General features: G+C 39.1%; 13 protein-coding genes. 10 read left to right on the top strand and 3 right to left on the bottom strand.

The window, feature by feature from the left end; translation table 11 throughout:
• Window positions 1-12: 12 nt before the first annotated feature.
• Window positions 13-1521 (bottom strand): glycosyltransferase family 4 protein, encoded by a 1509-nt coding sequence (locus ACIQXV_RS07015; RefSeq protein ID WP_402957266.1) that lies wholly within the window; start codon window positions 1519-1521, stop codon window positions 13-15.
• A complete protein-coding gene (locus ACIQXV_RS07020; protein WP_402957268.1) occupies window positions 1518-2618 on the bottom strand; it encodes a CotS family spore coat protein in 1101 nt (366 codons plus the stop codon). The genes ACIQXV_RS07015 and ACIQXV_RS07020 overlap by 4 nt, the downstream gene beginning before the upstream one ends.
• A gap of 380 nt (window positions 2619-2998) precedes the next feature.
• Here ACIQXV_RS07020 and ACIQXV_RS07025 point away from each other — a divergent pair, with 380 nt between their 5' ends.
• The 9 genes from ACIQXV_RS07025 (at window position 2999) to ACIQXV_RS07065 (ending at window position 14642) form a co-directional block, all read left to right on the top strand.
• On the top strand, window positions 2999-3775 hold the full coding sequence (locus ACIQXV_RS07025; RefSeq protein ID WP_402957270.1) for an SDR family NAD(P)-dependent oxidoreductase: 777 nt from the start codon (window positions 2999-3001) through the stop codon (window positions 3773-3775).
• A 63-nt stretch (window positions 3776-3838) separates the two neighbouring features.
• A complete protein-coding gene (locus ACIQXV_RS07030) occupies window positions 3839-4105 on the top strand; it encodes a VOC family protein (protein WP_402957713.1) in 267 nt (88 codons plus the stop codon).
• A 182-nt stretch (window positions 4106-4287) separates the two neighbouring features.
• Entirely contained in the window at window positions 4288-5886 is a 1599-nt protein-coding gene (locus tag ACIQXV_RS07035; protein WP_402957272.1) for a glucose PTS transporter subunit IIA, read from the top strand.
• Between the two features lie 463 nt (window positions 5887-6349).
• The gene (locus tag ACIQXV_RS07040) at window positions 6350-7696 is read left to right on the top strand and encodes a gluconate:H+ symporter (RefSeq protein ID WP_402957274.1); all 1347 of its coding nucleotides are present in this window, start codon (window positions 6350-6352) and stop codon (window positions 7694-7696) included.
• A gap of 265 nt (window positions 7697-7961) precedes the next feature.
• Window positions 7962-8795 carry an ATP-dependent sacrificial sulfur transferase LarE gene (larE, locus tag ACIQXV_RS07045; RefSeq protein WP_402957276.1) on the top strand — a complete coding sequence of 278 codons (834 nt, stop codon included), beginning with the start codon at window positions 7962-7964 and terminating at the stop codon, window positions 8793-8795.
• Entirely contained in the window at window positions 8788-10563 is a 1776-nt protein-coding gene (locus tag ACIQXV_RS07050; RefSeq protein WP_402957278.1) for a sigma-54-dependent Fis family transcriptional regulator, read from the top strand. Before larE ends, ACIQXV_RS07050 begins: the two co-directional genes overlap by 8 nt.
• 224 nt (window positions 10564-10787) lie before the next feature.
• The gene (locus tag ACIQXV_RS07055; RefSeq protein ID WP_402957280.1) at window positions 10788-12074 is read left to right on the top strand and encodes a four-carbon acid sugar kinase family protein; all 1287 of its coding nucleotides are present in this window, start codon (window positions 10788-10790) and stop codon (window positions 12072-12074) included.
• Between the two features lie 201 nt (window positions 12075-12275).
• Window positions 12276-13277, top strand: coding sequence for a 4-hydroxythreonine-4-phosphate dehydrogenase PdxA (gene pdxA / locus ACIQXV_RS07060; RefSeq protein WP_402957282.1), 1002 nt, complete (start codon window positions 12276-12278; stop codon window positions 13275-13277).
• Between the two features lie 108 nt (window positions 13278-13385).
• Window positions 13386-14642, top strand: a complete 1257-nt coding sequence (locus ACIQXV_RS07065) for a nickel pincer cofactor-dependent isomerase, group 22 (protein ID WP_402957284.1) — start codon at window positions 13386-13388, stop codon at window positions 14640-14642.
• Between the two features lie 252 nt (window positions 14643-14894).
• On the opposite strand, the gene rluF is transcribed toward ACIQXV_RS07065, so the two are convergent.
• Entirely contained in the window at window positions 14895-15611 is a 717-nt protein-coding gene (rluF, locus tag ACIQXV_RS07070) for a 23S rRNA pseudouridine(2604) synthase RluF (protein ID WP_402957286.1), read from the bottom strand.
• A 179-nt stretch (window positions 15612-15790) separates the two neighbouring features.
• Here rluF and ACIQXV_RS07075 point away from each other — a divergent pair, with 179 nt between their 5' ends.
• A complete protein-coding gene (locus tag ACIQXV_RS07075) occupies window positions 15791-16936 on the top strand; it encodes a 1-propanol dehydrogenase PduQ (protein WP_402957288.1) in 1146 nt (381 codons plus the stop codon).
• Window positions 16937-16993: the final 57 nt, after the last annotated feature.

Consider the following 16993-nt stretch of genomic DNA (forward strand, 5'->3'; position numbering starts at 1 on the left):
TCAGTCGTTTTTTTACTTCTTCTTATGTTTGTTACCTTTTGAATGTTTTTTCATATGCTTTTTATCTTTGTTACCTTTTGCCTCACTCCTCTTAGATTCTTTATCCTTCTTTTTGTGTTTATCTTTTTTGTCTCTATCTTTGTGCTTCTCTTTATCCTTCTTTTTGTGTTTATCTTTTTTGTCTCTATCTTTGTGCTTCTCTTTATCCTTCTTTTTTTCTTTTTCATGAACACTCGATTCATCTGTGAATTGAGTGCTTGTTTGCTCGACCTCACTAACGTGTATCTCTCTAGATCCGCCCTGTACAGGAATAATATTTTGGAAACTTTCAACCTCTGGGGCTACATATCCATCTGGGAGCGGTGTAGGAAGAGGCATTTGCAGAGTAAGACCCCAAACTTCCATAATTTCATGTGCTACTCGAGACCAGTTATAATTGCTTATAGCAAGTTCTCTTCCTCTTTTCCCCATACTTTGCATTAATGATTTATTTGATAATACTTCAGAAATCTTTTCTGCAAAATTTGCTGGGTCTTCTGGATTTTCGACTACAAAGCCATTCTCTCCTAAATTAATTACCTCTGGATTCCCTCCTCTTGCCGTTGTCACAATAGGAAGGCCGGCAGCCATGGCTTCGTAATGAACTCGTGCTAGTGGTTCTTGCCAAAGGGAAGTACAAACAAATAAATCGGCAGCCGCAAACCAATTTTGAATATCAGCTGGTGATACAAAGCCTGTTGTCACAACAGGAACGGCCTGTTGTTTCGCTAAAGATCGAACATAGGCTACATAATCGGTTACTTTGTTCTGACTAAACCAATTACTTCCTACTACAACTAAGGCTAAGTTTTTGAATTTTTTTGAAAGCAGCGGTAACGCCCGAATTAACCGATCTACTCCTTTGTTTTCGGAAAGTCTCCCTGCAAATAGGATCACATTCTTACCATCTAAGCCATGTTCTTTGCGAAGTCGATTTCGAATAGATTCCATTTTGGAATGATTACCAGGTAAAAATCTTTCAGAATCAACGCCTGAATAAATAGTTCGGAGCTTTGATGATGCCTGAGGATAGAGGTTTCGGATGACATTCCCCACATAGTTACTGACTGTAACGATCATAGAGACTTCATCTATTGCAGAATTTGCTTCATTTGGTTCGATTTTATCAAGATTGAACATATCATTGTGCATGCTAAGGATAATTTTGGATTGAGGTGCAATACTTCGAATCGGCATAACAAGACGAGGACGATTAAAAATATGAATAATGTCAAAAGAATTGGAAGCTAAAAATTGAACGATTCCTTGTTGATAGAGTGCTAATAATTTTCCTGGTACCCGGACATATTTAATTCCCTCTTTGATTTCTTCATTAGGAAGCGAGGGGTCCGTTATTCCTAAAACAGTAATATTATACGACTTTGCTAGGTAGGGTAGGCTTCCAGAAATATAGGTTTGAATTGCCCCTCCCAGTACAGGGGGTACAGGAAGTTTTTCAGTAGCGATCATTAAAATATTCATGCTTTCTTATTCCTCCAATCGTTTTGAATTTCTTTTAATGCCGGCCACTTGGATTGGTCTGTATCGACAATTGTTCTAATTAGTTGAGAGGTTGTTTCATTTAAAAATATTTCTGGTTCATATAGTACTTCTTTAACATTTTTATAAAATTCATTAGGAAGTGACATATCAATCATTAAGATGTCATATAGTTCTGGACTGATTGGATTTGCTTCGTGATAAGCTTGGATCATTTCACGCATCCACGTTACATCCCATCTATATAAATCTGCCATGGTACCTGTAATCAATTTCCTTAAGTCGCGTATTGGAAGATCATATGCCACTCCGTCCAGGTCAATAATCCACATACCATTCGGTCCCATTTGCCCATTTGACCAGCCGTAATCCTGATGTACTAACCCCCAATTTGTATTTCCGAGTTTTACCAGTTCGGGGTATTGTGACTGATTAAGTGCTTCTACACTTCTCTTTGCTTGTTCTTCAAATAGATCGATAACATTTAATAGGTCCTGACTTGCAGGCATTGAACTATAAGCTTTTGCTGTAGTTCGGAACCAATCCATTTTCGTTCCGATTTTTTGATAGCTTTTTGGCCATTTATACAATCTCGATGCAATTTCAGCTCCAGCAGGAGGAACATATCCCTGACTTAATCGGTGAAATTCACCAAGTGCATAGCAAAGTTGTTTTGCGCCTTCTAAATCCTTTGATACAGGAGTTAGTGGTTCAATCCATTCCGCAACAAACCACAACTTTCCTCCGGCCTGAACATAATCCTCTCCTGATTTCGTTGTGATAATCCCTGGTACTCTTGCTTTTTTTACATCCACCAAATATCTTTGGGCACCAAGACTAAACATACTTCTTGTAGGTCTTCGATGGAGAAGTTTAAAACTTATTGGTCCTGTATTGGTATCCAGCTTCCAAATAGCCCCACCCTTGTCAGGCTTTGTTGTGACCACTTGCATGCTATTAACTTTTAAATTGTATTGTTTAAGAACTTCTAATCCTATATCATTGATATAATCTGGAACATAAAATTCTCCATGAGTTAGTTCATCCACTTCCCAAGGTACAATCACTTGATTCTCCAATGTATCACATCTCCATTTCCGAGCAGCTTATCCCATTACAGAATATTAATGAAAGGTTATTTAAAAAATAACAAACTTTATTTAAGCAAGCCCTATTTACATTATTAATATGCTTATTGTGCAAGAAGGTACAGGCTGTAAGCGGATTTGAGTTGAAAAACATTCATAGTAAAGAGATTGTTCAGATAAAATGGATATATACTTGTAGGTTTACAAATAAAGTTTAATACATATAATTTAAACAAATCATAAAACATTCAAAATTTGAATCTATTGTGATATACTGCGTTTGTACATAAGATAATAATAAAAAGTTTAGTAGATAAAAAGCGGAAAAGGCAGAAAAATACATTACATGAAAAAGAAAGCGAGGACAACACATGGCAAGATTAGCTGGAAAAGTCGCTGTCATTACTGGTGGAGCAGGTGGAATTGGAAAAGAAACTGCTAAATTATTTTTAAAAGAAGGGGCTAAGGTAGTTTTAGTGGGCAGGTCTGAAGATTCCCTATTTAATGCCAAAGCGGAACTTGAACAGTATGGTGAGGTGATCACGGTTCAAGCTGATGTATCCCAAGAAGCTGACACGATCCATTATGTTAAAAAAGCCATTGACCATTTTCGAAAAATAGATATTTTCTTCAATAATGCAGGAATAGAAGGAAAAATTGCACTCTTGATTGATCAGTCTGTTAAGGACTTTGATGAAGTCATGAATACCAATGTTCGGGGTGTTTTCTTAGGATTAAAGCACATACTGCCAATCATGATGGAACAAGGGAGTGGCAGCATAATCAATACAGCTTCTGATGCAAGCTGGATGGGATATCCCACTCTATCTCCATATGTGGCTTCAAAACATGCGGTTGTTGGACTGACTAAAACAGCAGCACTTGAAGCCGCAAGCAAAAATGTACGGGTAAATTCGATTCACCCGACTAGTGTAAATACAAGAATGATGAGATCCATTGAAGAAAGAACCTACCCAGATCGGCCAGAACAGGCTAGAGAAGAATATGCCCAGATTATTCCATTTGGGAGATATGCTGAGCCAATTGAAGTTGCGAAATTGGTGCTATTCCTTGCTTCCGATGACAGTTCGTTTATAAGTGGCAGTCAGTATCGAATTGATGGCGGGATGGCTGCGAATTCAAATTAAACAGCAAAGGAACGTAAATTTAACTAATTGGGACACAAGTTTCATTCGGTCAGATCGTAATATATACTAGAAGCCAAAAGCAACCTTTTTAACTGTAAAGACCAGAAGGAGATTGATTACTTTTGGGATAGGCTTTCTGCTGTTCCTGAGGCAGAACAATGCGGATGGGTAAAGGATCAATTCGGACTTTCATGGCAGATTGTTCCGGATAACATGAATGAGATCATGTTTAATGGTTCAAGAGATGAAAACATTAGAATTACTAAGGCACTTTTTAAGATGAAAAAAATTGATTTAGAGGCTTTGGAAAAAGCTCGTTTTGAAAAATGATAAAAGACCGTACCATAAATATCTGCTTAAAATTGAGCCCCTCTTTTGTTTATAAAGAGAGGCTCTTTTATATATTTTAAAAAATCGCAAATAAAATAAGCAAATGGAAATCATAAGATAAAGCTTTCCTGCTCAAAAAATCGTTTAATCTAACGTAAAATTTCAAACAAGGAGAACAAAAAATGAATGCGATTAATACGAGTGATGCTTCAATAGAAAAAAAAGAAACGGTCATGAATAAAATTTTAGGAGCAATCAGTGGAAGTTTCGCGCCTATTTTAGGGGTGCTTGCTGGCTCAGGTTTAATTTCAGCCTTATTATCAATTTTAACGACAATAGGATGGTTATCGGCTAAAAGCGGAACCTATGCCATTCTTTCTGCAGCTGGACATGCTATTTTTTACTTCTTCCCTGTTTTTCTTGGGATAACATTGGCCTTAAAACTCGGTGCAAACGGCTATGTTGGTGGGGCAATCGGTGCTGCACTTTTGGAACCGCATTTTACTGACTTAGTTTCCTCAAAGGCACAAGACGTCACTTTCTTGGGAATCCCAGTTATATTAGCAAATTATTCCTCAACTGTTTTTCCAATATTAATTGCTGTATCAATCTTTGCAGTCTTAGATAAGTTTTTGAGAAAAGTAATTTATAAAGACTTACAAATGTTTGTTAATCCACTTATTTCTTTAGCGGTTATTGTTCCTTTAACCGTACTAATTTTTGGGCCTTTTGGTACATATGTTGGAGAGGCCATAGCAGTGGTTGTCCATTTTTTAAGTTCAAAAAGTGGAATTTTGACGGGAGCGGTGATGGGAGCTGCATGGTCATTCCTGACAATATTAGGTCTCCACTGGGCCATCATTCCAATATTTATTGCAAATCTTGCGACTGGTGGTGATCCGCTTAGCCCGATGATAGCTTCAGCTCCTTTTGCTCAAATGGGGATGGCTCTTGGTGTTTTCTTAAAAACGAGAGATAAAGATTTGAAAACACTAGCTGGATCTGGGCTTGTTCCTAGTGCCTTGGCAGGTACAACAGAAATCATCACATACGGTTTACTCGTGCGCTACAAACGAACAATGCCAATTGTTGCAATAGCTGGAGCAGTTGGCGGAGCGATTACTGGGGCACTTGGAGTAAAAGGGACGGCGTTTGCTCTCCCAAGTTTCTTGTCTATTCCTGTATTTATACCGACGGGATTATTTTTAATTGGTACTTTAACGGCTTTAGTTCTCGCATTAGTTTTGACACTTGTATTTGGATATGAAGGAAAAAGTGATGCAGTGCCTGCCAAAACTGTGAAAGAATTTGGACTAGCGAATGTAAAGAGAGAAACTATTTTAAGTCCATTAAGCGGGGAAATTGTTCGATTAAGTGAAATTAGCGATCCGCTTTTTTCAACTGAGACAGTAGGTAAGGGAATTGCGATTGAACCCGCAAACGGCGAAGTGATTTCTCCCGTTGATGGAACGGTTACCACTCTATTTCCAACCGAGCATGCTATTGGTATTACATCAGTAGATGGGGCTGAAATCTTAATTTGTATTGGGGTTGATACCATTAATTTAAAAGGTCAATTTTTCACTTCTCAAGTAAAACAATGGGATAAAGTGAGGAAGGGCGACTTGCTCATTCAATTTGACATTGAAAAAATTAAAGCTGCAGGCTTTGATGTGAAAACTCCTGTAGTCATCACTAATACCAATCAATACGTAGATGTTGTCCCAGCCATTGATGGGAAAGTCCAAGCAAAAGATGAATTAATCAGGCTGGTTGTATAAGAGGTAAAAAGACGAAAAGAAATGCAAAAAATGGGACAAGGGGCCATCCTCCTTGTCCTTTATGCTGTCCCTCTGCTTCGATGGTTGAAAAAACGAGCAGATTTTGTCGATTTGCTCTCTTGACAAGACTTTTAGGAGGGTATAGAATTTAAAAAAGCAAACAATGTGATGCGATAATCAACAATTTTGGTAGATTTGTATTCTCGGTAGTATTAAATTGAGAATATATGTTGCAATATTACCTCTTTGCCATGGCTGAGGGTATATTGCGGTCAACCCTTTTTTTTACTTTTATTTTGTAAGCACTTGCAGTTGTAATGAAAGGGTTAACAACTGTTTGATGAAATTACAGAAAGGCAGGGAAGAATAGATCGAGATACTTTTAATGTGTAAAAGAATAAATAAGTTTCATCGTTTTTATATATAAAACCTATCATAACGTACAGTAGGAGGATGGAGTATTATGCCGTTATTAATTGTTGCAATAGGGGTACTGCTATTAATTATTTTAATTATGGGATTTAAATTAAATACATTTGTTTCATTAATCGTTGTTTCATTCATTGTCGCTTTATCATTAGGAATACCGTTGAAGGATGTTGTTCATTCGATTGAAAGCGGTTTAGGTGGAACTCTTGGTCATATTGGTTTGATTTTTGGACTAGGTGCCATGCTCGGCAGGTTAATTGCAGATGCAGGTGGAGCCAATCGTATTGCCAATACCTTAATTGATAAATTTGGGGAAAAAAGAATTCAATGGGCGATTTTATTTGCTTCCTTTATTGTAGGGATCGCATTATTCCTTGAAGTAACCATTGTATTATTAGTTCCTATTATTTTCACGATCGCAAAAGAATTAAAAGTTTCAATTGTAAAATTAGGTCTTCCAATGGTTACAGCCGCCTTAGCAGCGCATGCTTTCTTGCCGCCGCATCCGGGCCCAATTGCTGTCGCTGCGGAATACCAGGCAAATGTTGGTTTGGTTTTAATTTACGGAATCATTGTCGCAATTCCAACTGTGATTATAGCTGGTATTTTTTATCCTAAGCTTGCCCAGAAAATTGTGCCAACTGCCTTCACTAGAGAAGGAAGCGCATCTTTTGGTGTGCAAAAAACATTCAAATTAGAAGAAACACCTGGTTTTGGAATTAGTGTTTTTACAGCATTATTCCCTGTTATCTTAATGGCATTAGGTGCCATCGTTGATATGACTCAACCAGCTTTAGGATTTAAAGATAATGGGTTCATCGTCTTTATTCGTTTTATCGGGACATCTTCAACTGCTATGTTACTTTCTGTATTGTTTGCGATCTACACAATGGGGCTTCGCAGAAAAATTCCCGTCAAGAATTTGATGGACTCTTGTTCTTCTGCTGTTAATGCATTAGGTATGCTACTGTTAATTATTGGTGGCGGTGGTGCCTTAAAACAAGTACTTGTTGATGGCGGCGTTGGTGATTATATTGCGAAACTATTTGAAGGTACTTCAATGTCACCGATTCTTTTTGCCTGGATTGTCGCAGCCTTATTACGTATCTGCTTAGGCTCTGGAACTGTTGCAACGTTAGCAACCCCGGCGTTAGTTCTTCCATTAATATCTACCATGCCAGATGTGAACTTAGCATTAGTCACGCTTGCAACTGGAGCCGGAAGTGCCATCGCATCGCATGTTAATGATGCTGGATTCTGGATGGTGAAAGAGTCATTAGGAATGTCCTTGAAGGAAGCATTTGGGACATACACCGTGCTTTCTACTATTGTTTCTGTATCTGGGTTGGTATTTACCTTAATTTTAAGTATGTTTCTTTAAAATTTAAAAAAAGTGACCATTTTATTAACCTTAATAAAATGGTTTCTTTTTTTTCCTGATTTTTGAAATCGTTTTACTCTCTCACCTAACTGCTTTTCCTTTGGCAGAAATTCGCTTATAATTGATGAGTGTTGCAAAATGCACACAAAGGACTTTTCAGAGTGAAAAGTAATCTCTATCATCACGGGTAGATCTTGCGAGAGAATAAACTGACTGAATAATACATTAAAAATAGTTTGAAAATATAGAGATAGGTGGAATTAGCATGAATGAAAAGTATGAACGACTGAAAACAATCTTGCGAGAAATGGAAAACGTCGTTGTGGCCTTTTCAGGTGGTGTCGATAGTACGCTGCTATTAAAAGTTGCGGTTGATGTTTTAGGGGTTGAAAATGTCTTGGCTGTTACGGCTGATTCGGAAACATACCCTTCAAGTGAATTGGCAGAAGCAAAGAAGCTAGCTAAACTGATTGGTGCAAACCACCAAATCATTGAAACCTCTGAACTGAATATACCAGGCTACGCAGAGAACGATCGGAACCGGTGTTATTTTTGCAAAAATGGTTTGTTCGAAGAAATCGTTCCGATAATGCATCAGAGGGGATTTCAAAACGTTGTGTATGGTTTGATTGCGGATGATATGAGTGAACATCGTCCGGGCGTACGTGCAGCCAAGGAACATGGTGTCCGCGGGCCGCTTCAAGAGGCAAATCTTTATAAAGAAGAAATTCGTGAGCTATCAAAACAATTAAACTTGCCTACGTGGGAAAAACCATCACTCGCTTGTTTATCTTCCCGAATTGCTTATGGTGAAAAGATTACCCAAGAAAAATTAACAAAGGTTGAAAAATCTGAGGAATATTTAAAAGGCTTGGGTATTGGACAGGTGCGCGTTCGAACGCATCAAGATATTGCCAGGATTGAAGTAGAGCCAAAAGATATGCAACTCGTTTTAACAAAGCATCAAGAGATTATAGAAAACCTTCAACAATTCGGATATAAATATGTTACCCTAGATCTGCATGGCTATATGAGCGGAAGCATGAATAAAGTGTTACCAACAAGTTTTGCAGTAGAAGGTGATGGGGGAAATGATTAAAGCTTTGGCGATTGTCCCATATGAGGGACTGTTTGAAATGATGAAAGAGATCGCTCAGGAAGTGGAAGATATTCACTTACAGATCAAATTAGGTAATTTATATGAAGGAGTAGCGATTGCGAAGAATGCAGAAAAGGACGGCTATCATGTCATAATCAGCCGTGGCGGTACAGCTTCCATGATTCAGGAGGCTGTATCTATACCAGTGATTGACATTAACGTGTCCGGCTATGATGTATTACGTATTTTAACACTTGTAAAAGGATTTTCAACTAAAGCTGCAATCGTTGGATTCTCAAATATTACACAAGGTGCGGCTACGATCTGTAAGCTTCTTGATTTTGACGTTAAAACATTAACGATTACAAAGGATATTGAGGTTGAAGAAAAATTAACGAATTTAAAAAAACGCGGTTATGAAGTGGTTATCGGAGATGTTGTTACGGTTCAAGCGGCAAAGCAATTAGGTATGACAGGAGTTCTCATCACATCCGGGAAGGAAGCCATTCTTGAAGCATTAGAAGAAGCAAGAAGGTCATACCGCTTATTCTCTCGGTTGCAACAGGATGTTTCCTTATTTCAATCAATCCTCGATTGTCAAGAACAGGCAATTGCTGTTTTGGATAAACAAGAGAAAGTTATTTATGAGAACGAGCGTTTCAATAAAGAGTTCCATTGGATGGAAGTTGAGAATTCGGCAGATGTAAGAAAGTTAATACAAGAAACAGCCTTAACACGTGAAAAGCAAACAAAAACGCTTCACATCAATCATTCATTTTGGAAAATAACGACTTGTCCGAATGAAGAGGGCATTGTATTATTTTTTGAAAAAAATGACCTTAATCAAGTGATTGTACAGGGCGGGGACAGGAATACGAATGCAATAGAATTTCAATCATCCGTGTCTTATACCCATATTTCCGGAAAAAGCGAACAGATTCAGAAAGTGTTAAAGCAAATTGATCAATATGGTAAAAATGAAGAACCTGTGTGGATTTACGGGGAAGAAGGAAATGGAAAAGATTTAGCTGCCCACTCCATTTATTTAAAAAGAAAAACAAGGAATGAACCATTTATCATCGTGCATTGCGACTTATTGCGTGAAGAACAACTGAAAGATCTAATGAACGAAGCCTTTTTTCAAAAATACGCAAATGGAGTCATTTACTTAAAAAATATCGATAAACTGAACTCTTATCTACAAAAGGAACTATATCATATTCTCAATATAGGAAATGGTAAAAAGCTGCAATGGCTGGTGTCTTCTGAGGATACCATCGAGGAAAAGGTCAAGAATGGAAAATTCCATCGAGATTTATATCATACATTGGCACAATTAAACATTCATATACCACCACTCCGAGAACGCAAAAATGATATTGAAGATTTGGTTCATGTATTTATTTCTGATTTACATCCGAAATATGGAAACGGAGTAGTTGGGATTCGACAGGATGCACTGGAGGAACTCACTAACTATGATTGGCCGGGGAATGTAGAACAGCTTAAACAAGTAATTGAGCAATTGTTTTTACAATCACATTCTTATTATATCGAGAAGGAAGAAGTTGAAGCCGTTTTTAAACGATTAGAGCAGCAAGAGAAGAAGAATGATGCAGTAACACCGATCGATATAAGCGGTACATTAGATGAAATTGAAAAACAAGTGATCACGAAAGTCCTTGAAGAGGAAGGATTGAATCAATCAAAAGCAGCTAAACGTTTAGGGATTAACCGTTCGACATTGTGGCGCAAGCTAAAAGACTAGCTTGCGTTTTTTTTATGGGCCAGATAGCATAAATGATTTGATGCAAAAAGCAACGTATTGTATTTTTTAGAAATATGTTTTTCTTAAATATTGCATTATGCACCATATTGGTTTATGATTATTGCTGTAGATATTAAAATTTAAGTTGTATAGAGCGCTATGAGCGGAATGAATAAACGCAAATAATCCAAACTATTTATGTATAAAAGGGGGTCTGGAGATAGGTGAAACTAGCAGTTATAGCAGATGATTTAACAGGCGCCAATGATACCGGTGTCCAATTTGCCAAACAAGGTCTAAAAACGACAGTGCTATTTTCAGATACACAATTACAGCCAACCCATTTGAGTGAAGATGTAATCGTTTTAAATTCAGATAGTCGTGCATTACCTTTTGGAAAGGCTTACGATGTTGTTTTTAATCTATCTACACAATTGAACAAATTGAACGTTTCAAACGTGTTTAAGAAGGTAGATTCTACTATGAGGGGACATATTGGAGCAGAAATTGATGCGGTCATGGATGTGTTTCAGTTTAAGACTTCGTTTGTGGTACCAGCTTTTCCGAAAAGCAATCGAATGACTATGAATGGAAACCATTATGTCAATGGTGTGCTATTAGGTGAAACCGAAATTGCACATGACCCCGTCAGCCCAGTAAAGATCAGTTACCTGCCAAAGTTATTGGAGGAACAAAGTAAGCGGAAAGTCGAATTGATTTCCATTTCAGATGTACGAAAAGGAAAACGCCATTTATCTGAAAAAATGAACGCGTTATCTTCAAGTACAACTCAAAAAATTATCATCGTTGATGCAACAACGGATGAAGAATTACAGACGATTGTCGAAGCGGCGAGCGTGTTACATGAGAATTTCCTTTGGGTTGGTTCAGCTGGGATTGCTTCTCATCTTTTCAACACAGGGTATCGTGAAGAACCTTTGCAAAAGATTCAGGATGGTGAAAGGCTTCCGGTGCTAGTGGTAGCGGGAAGTGTGAAGTCCATTACCCATCGGCAAATTCAAGAGCTGAAAGAGAAACATCATGTTGAAGAAATAGTTATTTCTCCAGAAGAATTCTTTTTCGAAGATAGGAGAAAACTTGAAATTGAGCGGATTGTTAAAGCAGGTCAAGCTATCCTTGAAAAAAGGGATCTAGTGATATCGACCAATCCTGGGCAAGAGGCAATCAACAAAGTAAAGGATCTCCAACTTTCCGGCGGTTTATCGAACTTCGATGTAGGTAATACCATTGCCGAAGCAATGGGAGAAATTGCTGGTCAACTAATAGAAAGTAAGCGCATTTCTGGTGCTATTTTAACAGGTGGAGATATTGCAGGTGCTACTTGTAAAGTATTAAAGGGCTTGGGGATTCGCGTCATTGGTGAGGTCGAAGCTGGTATTCCTTACGGAAAATTGTTCGGCGGCTTATTTGACGGTTTACCGCTTGTGACGAAAGCGGGTGCCTTTGGAACAGAGGAAGCACTTGCTAAAGCGCTTCGAACCATTATTTAATGTAAATGTCCTGGTTCAAAACAGAGTTTATCAAATGTTAATGGGAAAGCGTAGTGTGCTGCAAAAAAATGTACCAACGCTTTTACCGAATCAGTTTTTAAAAAGAGCAGGAAAAACGCCAAGTATATGTCGGATTGCAAGTTCGTTGCCATTCGACATATGCTTGGCAAAAATAAGATGTACTAACGGGAGGAAATAATTATGGCTGCAAATAAACCAGTTATCGCCATTACAATGGGGGACCCATCAGGAGTTGGACCTGAAATCATCGTCAAATCGTTGTATGATCAACACATCTATGAAAATTGCCGTCCATTTGTCGTGGGCGACCTGAAAATTTTGAAAAGAGCATTAGAAGTAACCAATATCGAGCTTCAATTAAACAGCATTGCAAGTCCCGAAGAGGCAAAGTACCAATATGGAACCATCGATATTATCGATTTAGATTTAGTATCAGAGGATTTACCATGGGGACAAGTTTCTCCTGAAGCAGGAAATGCGGCATTCCGCTATTTAGAAAGAGCTATTTCCTATGCCAATGAAAAGAAAATTCAAGGAATTTGTACGGCACCATTAAATAAAGAAGCGCTCCATAAAGCGGGCCATATTTATCCGGGACACACTGAAATTTTAGCGGAATTAACGAACACCAAAGATTTCGCGATGATGTTATCTGCCCCTGGTTTACGCGTCATCCATGTGACAACCCATATTGGTTTGATGGATGCCATTAAAAAGAATAATGCGGAACGTCAATATACGGTGATAAAACTTGCCCATGATACATTAGAAAAGGCTGGGATTAAATCACCACGAATCGCCGTTTGCGGGATTAACCCACATGCTGGGGAAAATGGCCTTTTTGGAAATGGTGAAGAAGAAGAAAAAATTATCCCAGCTGTTGAGAAAGCACAGGCAGAAGGAATTAATGTACAAGGACCGCTTCCAGCAGATACTTTATTCTTTAGAGCAAAACGCGGTGATTTTGACATCGTTGTGGCGCAATATCATGATCAAGGGCACGGACCAATTAAGGTATTAGGTCTTGAAGCCGGCGTAAATATTACTGTTGGTCTTCCGATCATTCGTACAAGCGTTGACCATGGAACGGCTTTTGATATCGCTGGAAAAAATATTGCGGATGAGCTTTCGTTAAAAGAAGCGCTTCGCATGGCGATTGAATTAGCACCTGAAGAATTGTAATCAAATCCATCAAGCAAGAGGCCATATGAAAGGTCTCTTGCTGCCTTTGTATATTTCGATTGATGTGAAAGTTCCTTTATTCCGTGTTTAGTTTGAAAGGAGAAATGTATGATGTCATTACCGAAATTCGCCAAAATAAGACAAACATTTCATGTAGAAAGTCTAAAGGATATCCCTGGAACGGTTACAGAGCAATTTCTTCGTGTAAACGCCGATGAAAAAATAAAACCCGGCATGGAAATTGCCATTACCGCCGGAAGCAGAGGAATTGCCAATATTCCTTTAATCGTTAAAAGCGTGGCAGATGAAATTAAAAAAAGAGGGGCAACCCCGTTTGTCATTCCTGCCATGGGAAGCCACGGGGGCGCTACAGCTGAAGGGCAAAAAGAGATGCTGGAAGGATTAGGTATAACGGAAGAATACACTGGCTGCGAAATTCGTTCATCGATGGAAGTCGTGGAAGTGGGGGTCACGTCAGAAGGCATCCCTGTTTATGTAGATAAGATTGCGTACAATGCAGATGGAATCATCGTGATGGGCCGTGTAAAGCCGCATACAGATTTTAAAAATAAAATTGAAAGCGGCGTCTTAAAAATGGCGTCGATCGGCATGGGCAAACATAAACAAGCATTGGCTTTACATACATACGGCATTAAGGGAATCAGTGAAATGATGCCTGAAGTTGGAAAAGTCGCGATTGCCAATTCCAACACACTATTTGGTGTCGCTATTGTGGAAAATGCTCATGAAGAAACCGCCATCATTGAAGCAATTGAACCAGACCAAATTGAAGAACGCGAAAGAGAATTATTGAAAAAAGCCTTTGATTTAATGCCAAGTCTACCAGTCGATGAAATGGATATTTTGGTCGTTGATGAAATTGGTAAAAACTACAGCGGCACCGGTATGGATACGAATATTATTGGCAGAATTCGCGTTTTAGGAGTAGAAGAGCCTAAGAAGCCTAGTATCAAATATGTGATTGCTTCCAATTTAAGTGAAGTCAGCCACGGCAATGCGCTTGGGATTGGCTTAGCAGATCTAACAACGAAGCGTCTCTTTGAAAAGATTGATCATCAAACCATGAATGAAAATGTTATCACAAGTACATTTTTAGCTCGGGCTAATATTCCAATTGTTCTTGATAATGACCAAGAAGCACTTAAAGCTGCACTACGCGCTACCTGGGGTGTTGCCCCGGAAGAGGCAAGAATTGTAAGGATCCCAAATACCCTCCATATAGGTGAGTTATATGTCTCTGAAGTCATTTATCATGAGTTAAAAGATAAAGAAAATATCGAAGTATTAGAGGACCTGCATGAAATGAAATTTAATGAAGACGGCTACTTTCTGCCGATGGGGTGAAGAAAGTGAAGCAAGGGAACGGTTCGTTGAAGCAGAAGAACCGCCCCTGTGCTCTGAAAAAAAAAAGAGGATGAGCTGAAACTTCGGCTCATCCTCTCTTTTTGTCCAGCTCCAGCGCCCTAGCGGCTAGTGTCCTTCGCTCTCCGCCCTACGATAAGTCAACATCGAATCGCCTCCGGCTCTTCGTGTTTTCTTTATCTCAGTTGGAGCGCTCCAGGCCATACGCCGCTGACCAGGGCACTTGCGCTTTTCCTACCATTGTTTTGGCTCATAGTTTAGGTCGGTGAATAGTTGTTGGCGTTCTTTTTTTGATATGTCGCGCCATTGCCCAATCGGAAGATTCCCTAAATGGATATTCATGATCCGTGTCCGCTGCAGCCGCACTACCTCATAGCCAAGCGCGGAACACATCCGGCGGATTTGCCGGTTCAGTCCCTGTGTTAAGACAATTTGAAAGACATATTTGGACAACTGTGTAACTTTGCATGGGAGTGTTTTCGTATTAAGAATCTCTACCCCTGAGGACATTCGTTTTAGAAATTCAGAAGTAATCGGCTTGTCCACTGTCACAATATATTCTTTTTCGTGCTTGTTTTCTGCACGCAGAATTTCATTCACAATATCTCCGTCATTCGTCAGCAAAATTAAGCCGTCTGAATCCTTATCCAAGCGGCCAATATGGAAAATTCGCAACGGATGATTGACGAAATCAACAATATTTCCCTTTATATGTCTTTCCGTTGTGCTGGTAATCCCGACGGGTTTATTCAAGGCAATATAGACATAGTTTGCAGTGACATTGACGGGGCTGCCGTCAATGTGAACCAGATCCCCAGGTTCAACCTGACTGCCTATTTGCGCCACTTTCCCATTGATCGTAACTCTGCCATCACTAATTAATTTATCGGCCCCGCGTCTTGAGGCTTTTCCCGACTCACTAATAAACTTATTAATCCTAATGTTAACCACAACCTTAACCGGAGAATCGTATGATTAAGAATACCGCAACCACCGGCTGAATTTCAAGTAGCAGCGAATTTTTCTAGTAGTCCCTTTTGCACAGGGAAATCTTATACTTGAAAATATCGTTGTATGGTCATGGTTCAAATAGTATAGTAAAGATGAAAAAATCGCTAAGGAGAATGGATATGAGGGAGATTTCTTTTCGAACGAAGATTTATATTGGCGAAAATTCATTAGATAGATTAACACGAATCAAAGCGGAGCGAGTATTTATTGTCACTGATCCTTTTATTGAACAGTCCGGAATGGTGGCGGAAGTGACCAATCGCCTTGATCATATTGATAATGAGTATCATATTTTCAGTGATATTGTCCCAGACCCGCCGATTGAAACAGTGGCAGCAGGAGTAATGGCGATTCAGGACTTTAACCCTAGTGTGATGATTGCTATTGGCGGTGGCTCTGCCATTGATGCGGCAAAGGCAATGAAGGACTTTTCTCTTAAACTCTCACCCCAGCAAAGGGAGATGAAATTTATTGCCATCCCGACAACAAGCGGGACGGGCACAGAGGTAACAAAGTTCTCGGTCATTACGGATAAAGCAAATCATGTCAAGCACCCGCTTGTTGCGGATGGATTATTACCGGACGAGGCAATCTTAGATCCTACCCTTGTAAAATCAGTGCCGCAGGCGGTTACCGCAGATACTGGGATGGATGTATTAACCCACGCAATTGAAGCCTTTGTGTCGACCAAAGCGAATGATTTTTCCGATGCCTTTGCGGAAAAGGCTGTACGGCTCATTTTTGATTATCTACCAAGATGCTATAAGGATGGAAATGATGTAGAAGCGAGGGAGAAAGTCCATCATGCTTCCTGTTTAGCAGGGATGGCCTTTAATATGGTTGGATTAGGAATCAATCATAGCATTGCCCACGTGTGCGGTGCCCAATTTCACATTCCCCATGGAAGAATGAATGCACTTTTACTTACACAAGTCATTGAATTTAATGCAGAACTACGAGGGTTTTCAAGTGATGGATTTAGTGCTGCGGCAATGAAATACGCCCAGTTATCCAAAATCATTGGAGCAGCTCCTGCGACGACAAATACTAGATTGGGAGTTAATAGTCTGCTCCACCATATTAACCAATTAAAAAGAGAACTGCACATGCCAGTTACATTAAGGACATGCGGCATTACAAAGGAACAATTATTGGCGGCAAGCGAGGCCATTTGTGAAGCAGCGCTAAATGATGGCTGTACTGCTACAAATCCTAGAATTCCCACAGGCAAGGATATAGAATCAATCATAGAAAAAATAATATAATGCATTATTATAAATTTGGATTTTTCTTCATAATGATGATGCTTTCTACTAATGTCG

It is taken from the genome of Neobacillus sp. NPDC097160 (assembly GCF_044762155.1).
Taxonomy (GTDB): Bacteria; Bacillota; Bacilli; order Bacillales; family Cytobacillaceae; genus Neobacillus.